Origin of the sequence: Terriglobus albidus, assembly GCF_025685425.1 — a bacterium.
In the GTDB taxonomy this organism is placed as follows: Bacteria; Acidobacteriota; Terriglobia; order Terriglobales; family Acidobacteriaceae; genus Terriglobus; species Terriglobus albidus.
On the sequence record NZ_JAGTAS010000047.1, the window covers coordinates 1 to 5,089 of the forward strand.

Genomic DNA, 5,089 nt, shown 5'->3' on the forward strand with positions numbered 1-5,089 from the left:
TCAGGCCAAGACTTGCACTCCACTCCATCATCCAGCAATGGAATCAAATCGCTCACGCCCTTAGCGAACCAGCCCGAAAGCGAACACTTCAGCTTCGATTGCTAGGTTAGTTAGCGCTTATGGGGCATCGCCCCAGGCTGGTATAGAGCGCGCCTTCAGCGCTTAGTCCGCAGGCTGAAGCCCGCTTCTACTAGAAGTTCCGGGCATACGTATCGCGAGGAAGACCAACCTGACGAGCGCGGTTGCGGAGATCCATCGCGGTTGTCTCATCGGACGGGTTGCCGAGAGCCACAAAATAAGGTGCGTGTCCCGTCGGCGTGAAGACCTGCGGATGGAGACTCACGTATTTATGCTGCAGCTTCATCACCTGTGCCTGCGCCTGCTGCTCGTACTTGTAGGTATAAGCGATGACGTGCCAACCGGCTCGCTCGCCCGAGGCAATCAGCGAGTTCTGCGCAGGCTGAGCTTCGGGAACGGCGGCAGGTCTAGAAGCAGGCCGCTGTGAAACCGGCTGCTGCTTCACAGTGTTCTGCTGGGTTGCCGGTTTTCCGTCAACGATTGCCGCGTGCTGTGGCGTGGCCTCTTGTTTGTTGTCCTCGTGTTTGCCACCTGCGGCGGCCCAAATCACTATCCCCAACATGGCCGCGGCGGCGCCCGACGCGATATAGGTTTTGCGGCTGATGGGTCTTGGCTTCATCGGCCTGAACCGTCGCATCAAGCCTGCGCCAATGGATGTTGTGCCGAGGTGCTGGCGCGATTGCTCAAGCAGATCGTCGAGGCCCATGCGGAGCCGATTCCCCATCCCGGCAATGCCGGTTGCCGGCAAGACGTTCGCATCTGCTGCGATCTCTTCCGTGGCGGCGAGCCTGCTGTGAGCGAGCGTTGGCTCATCCTGAAGGGGGGACGAAGCAACCCGGTGAGAGCCTGTGGGCTCTGTGTTGTTCTCCTCCGAAGCAGCGGCCTTGGGTATCGAAGCGGCAGGCCGGGGTATTGTTGCGCCTGTCGAAGCCTGCTGCACTGCGGGCACGACGGGGGTTTGCTTTGGCGGCGGTTGAAGAATGGCGACGATATCTTCCGCCTTCAGCGTTCCATTGAATGCGCCCGGAATGATGCGATCGAATGGCTTAGGAAGCCGTGTGGAAGTATGCCCCATCCAATCCAGTCCGAGGCAGCGAAGCAGGAGCACACCAAAGTCGTGAACATCGCGCTGACGCAAAGCTTCGCGGGCCTCAGGGGTGTCGGCTTCGAATTCGCCGACACACTCGCGGCAGCAGTCGCTGCGCAGCTTGATGACTTCTCCTGACGCGAAGACATTGGTCGCATCGACGTGCTCGTGAATCAGACCGGCGGCATGCAGAGCGGCAAGCGCGCCGCCCACCGCTTCTGCGATGTCCTTCGTCTCCTCAACCGAGAGAACCCCCTCGCGAAGGGCGTCGGAAAGACTGGCATCCGTGGGCTCCAGAAGACAGCACGCAAGCGACAGACCGTCGAAGGTGGTCTGCCCTGCACGCTTGATCGCCTGCAGGTGTGGGTGAGAGACAGCCGCGATCCTGCGCCAGCGCCCAATGAGTTCCGACTCATCGAAGTGCGCCTCCGTAAGCCGCAGCAAAGCGGGTTGACCATCGGGAGTAGCAGTGGAAAAAAAGGCGTTGCGTCCCTCTGACCGGTTCAGCCGGCCAAGCAGATATCCGCCAAGCGTCTTGCTTTCATAATCGGTCCATAGATGCATGAGTTTCTATCCTGCAAACAAAATTCGATGGAACGTTATGCACGTTTCATTCCAAAAACACAGACGCGGTCACAATGCGGATTTCTTGATAAAACCTCCTGAGGATTGGGAATTTTCTCCCCTGTCAGCTCCGGCAAGGCGGAAGTTATGCGGCATCTAGCAAGATACCTGCCTCCAAATCTTTCCCTCTCGCGAGTCGCCTTTACAGAAGTGAGTCGATCAGATCGGAAGCAGCCTGATTCATGTTGATTCGCGCGCTCATCACGTTTACCGCAATCGCGACTGACATCTTTTGCTCAGGATATACGGCAAGGAAGTAAGCCCCGCCGCCCGTGGCCCCTGCATGATGCCAGCGGGCACGTCCCTTCTGGTCCGGACTGATTCTCCAACCGAGGCCGAGCGGCGGCATCTGTTTGGTGGCCGGTGTCATCGGAGTGAAAAGCAGCTCACGTTCCTGCTTTGTCAATTTCGACTGCGGCGTCTCGATCATGGCGGCGCCAAATCGTGCCGCATCAGACGGAGCCATCAGCAAGCCCGCCCCTGGCCAGCAGTAGGCCGGGTTTGAGCATGCCATCTTTGCCCAGCCGTTGATCAGCTGAGGCCGGAGCGCCGGCTGCAGTCCGGCGCCAAGCATTTCAACATCCTGGGCGTTCATGTACTTTCCAGCGCGAGACGGCACAATCGCCCATGGATTGTCGGGTGTAAGACTCGTCAGACGGAACGGCTTGGCGATCTGTTGGTCAATGAGATCAAGGAATGGACGTCCCGCTGCCGCCTGCATCACGAGTGAGGCAAGGGTGTATCCGAAAGAGGAGTAGCTGGGGGACGTGCCAGGCTCAGCAACGAGCGGATCATGGATGAAGAGATCCAGCACCTTTGCGTCATCCGGATAGAGACGCATATAAATCGCACCTGAAGGATTCGCGAGGCTGATCTCTTCCGACTTGTAGTGCCGGATACCGCCGCGATGAGTGAGCAGATGACGCATCGTGGTCTTGTGGTGCTGCTCCGGAAGAGGGGGGAGCCACTTTATGACGGGTGTGTCCAGGTCCAGCGTGCCGCTTGTAACCAGCTTTGCAGCCAGAGTGCTGGTAATGACCTTACTCACCGATCCCAACGGAAAACTATGTGCAGGCGTCGCCGGCACCTCCAGTTCGAGGTCGGCATGACCCATCGCCTCACACGCAATGATGTCCTCACCGCGTGCGACTGCGAACGACAGAGCCGGAGCCGGTTTCGTCGCAAAGAGCTTCTCAGCACTTCTTTTTGCGGTGCTGACCGGCGGTAGTATGCTGCTTTGCGTCTGCCCCAAAACAGGAGATGCCATGGCGGCCGCAGAGGCTCCCGCGATAAACCTGCGGCGGGTCATCGAATTCAGGTCGATCATCTGTTTCCTCTGTCGTAATTAAGAATGTGAACAGTGGGCTTTACGCAGAAGAGCGGCGTCGGGTTCCACACAATCCTCATTCCTTCGTATGTTTGCTCGAAAGCACTATGCTGGAGCGATGGCGATGAAATTCATTCGGCCAACGAAATCAGACTGCCTGTGCAGCACGAAATACCAGAGGGACTTCCATCATGAGTAAGTTGCCAAAGGTCGGTATCATCGGAGTAGGCACGATCACGGAGGCTCTGACGCATGGCCTGTGTGGGTTCGGCGAGCGGCGTGCGGAGATTCTGCTGTCTCCGCGCAACGAAGCCATTTCGGCGGGGCTTGCACTCCGGTACCTTGATGTCAGCGTCGCCGCCGATAACCAGGCCGTCGTGGACTCGAGCGAGATCGTCATCCTTGCGGTCCGGCCGCAGGTAACGGAGCAGGTCCTCGCTGCGTTGCGCTTCCGGCCGGATCAGAAGATCCTCAGCCTGATCGCCACCTTCAGCGTCGAGAGGCTCTCCCGGCTGGTGGCGCCCGCGAATGATATCTCCCGCGCCATCCCGCTGCCGCCCATTGCAGAGCGGCAGGGGCCGCTGACGCTCTACACGCAGTCGGAGGAGATTGCACGATTGCTCGACGGGCTGGGCCGTCTGATCCGTGTTGATGAGGAAACTCACCTCGACCTGGTCAGCGCGGTGACCTCGCTGATGGGCACGTACTTCGGCATGATGGGAGCGGTAGACGGTTGGCTGATCGAAAATGGTTTCAAGCCGGAAGCATCGCGCGCCCTGGTGGGGGAATTGTTCTTCAACCTCGCCCAAGCCGCGGAAAAGCGTTCCGAAGAATCGTTCAGCAAACTCAGCCGGGAGTACTCAACGGCGGGCGGGCTCAACGAACAGGCCTGGCGCGAGCTGCGAGCCGCCGGGTGGGACGGCCAGATTCAGGCGGCGCTGGACCTGGTGCTGGACCGCATCTACGGCCGCGCGAGCTTTGACACCCGGCTCCCGCAGAATCGCGACCAGTACGCTATACCGCTAACTGATTCGTAAGTAACGTTAAGGCCTATTCTGATCGCTGAAGGCGCGTTCTATACCAGCCTGGGGCAACGCCCCAGGTACGGAGATAGGAAACTGGTAAGAGGGCTGAAGGCCCGCTCTATAATTCCCAATTCAAAGTGAATTATGGATAAACCGTGTGCCATCCGAAGCGTCGGAAAGCGGTCCTTCCCAAATTTACCGAGGGCTCCGAATATCCCACCCATTGCGTTGCAATGGATGGGGCACCCGGTGCATGGGCGCGCGCAATTTGTCGCAACCCCACTCCACAATGACTTTGGATACCGGTTCCCCTCTCCAAAGTCACCGGCCCCCAACTTCCTGAAAGACAGCTTGATTTTCCTATCGCCGGCATGGAAAGCCGCACTATACTGACGCGCACAAAAGGAGGTTCCCATGGCAACGTCAACAGCAATGGCTGCCGACCCAATCGCTTGTGATCCACAGCACTACACCGTGGAATTCGAAAATGAAAAGGTCAGAGTGCTCCGGATTAAATATGGCCCCCATGAGAAGTCACCCATGCACAGCCATCCAGCCCTCGTCGGTATCTTTCTAACGCCCCATCACAGCCGGCATATTTTGGCGAATGGCGAGGTTCTCGATATGCAGGGCAAAGCAGGAGAGGTCATGTACCTGGACAGCGTCCAACACGCGCCAGAAAACATGAGCGATGACCCCTTTGAGGTAATCGCAGTCGAGTTGAAGTCCTAAACCTAAATCGCAACATCGTTGATTCGGGCCTCGGCAATGGGTGGGAGCCGTGGGCTTCAGCCCACGGTCTATCGGCTCAGCATAGAAATGGGCTTTAGAGTCTGTGTGAGTGAGGCATCCTCTCTTTGTTTGAGAGAGCGATTGCAGTTGCAACGTCTCTGTAGCCGCAGTCTGTGAGCAGTTTTATCGGGATTTCTGCAGGATGTAGATGCGTTT

4 protein-coding genes are annotated in these 5,089 nt (G+C 58.1%); 2 read left to right on the forward strand and 2 right to left on the reverse strand.

What is annotated here, in order from left to right; all coding sequences use genetic code 11:
• Positions 1-190: 190 nt before the first annotated feature.
• Together OHL21_RS08020 and OHL21_RS08025 are read right to left on the reverse strand one after the other, a co-directional pair.
• The gene (locus OHL21_RS08020; protein ID WP_263416732.1) at positions 191-1,729 is read right to left on the reverse strand and encodes a hypothetical protein; all 1,539 of its coding nucleotides are present in this window, start codon (positions 1,727-1,729) and stop codon (positions 191-193) included.
• A gap of 202 nt (positions 1,730-1,931) precedes the next feature.
• Complete coding sequence (locus OHL21_RS08025; protein WP_263416733.1) at positions 1,932-3,116, reverse strand: serine hydrolase domain-containing protein; 1,185 nt, start codon at positions 3,114-3,116, stop codon at positions 1,932-1,934.
• Positions 3,117-3,307: 191 nt separating this feature from the next.
• Between OHL21_RS08025 and OHL21_RS08030 the strand changes: the two genes are divergently transcribed.
• Both OHL21_RS08030 and OHL21_RS08035 read left to right on the forward strand, forming a co-directional pair.
• Positions 3,308-4,153, forward strand: a complete 846-nt coding sequence (locus OHL21_RS08030) for a pyrroline-5-carboxylate reductase (protein WP_263416734.1) — start codon at positions 3,308-3,310, stop codon at positions 4,151-4,153.
• Between the two features lie 402 nt (positions 4,154-4,555).
• Positions 4,556-4,873: a cupin domain-containing protein gene (locus tag OHL21_RS08035; protein WP_263416735.1), complete on the forward strand. Its 318-nt coding sequence runs from the start codon at positions 4,556-4,558 to the stop codon at positions 4,871-4,873.
• The last annotated feature ends 216 nt before the right edge of the window (positions 4,874-5,089 follow it).

What these genes read in the sequence shown, in the direction of transcription:
- OHL21_RS08025 (WP_263416733.1), bottom strand. Translation starts at nt 3,116, where the DNA reads ATGATCGACCTGAATTCGATGACCCGCCGCAGGTTTATCGCGGGAGCC.
- OHL21_RS08035 (WP_263416735.1), top strand. Translation starts at nt 4,556, where the DNA reads ATGGCAACGTCAACAGCAATGGCTGCCGACCCAATCGCTTGTGATCCA.
- OHL21_RS08020 (WP_263416732.1), bottom strand. Translation starts at nt 1,729, where the DNA reads ATGCATCTATGGACCGATTATGAAAGCAAGACGCTTGGCGGATATCTG.
- OHL21_RS08030 (WP_263416734.1), top strand. Translation starts at nt 3,308, where the DNA reads ATGAGTAAGTTGCCAAAGGTCGGTATCATCGGAGTAGGCACGATCACG.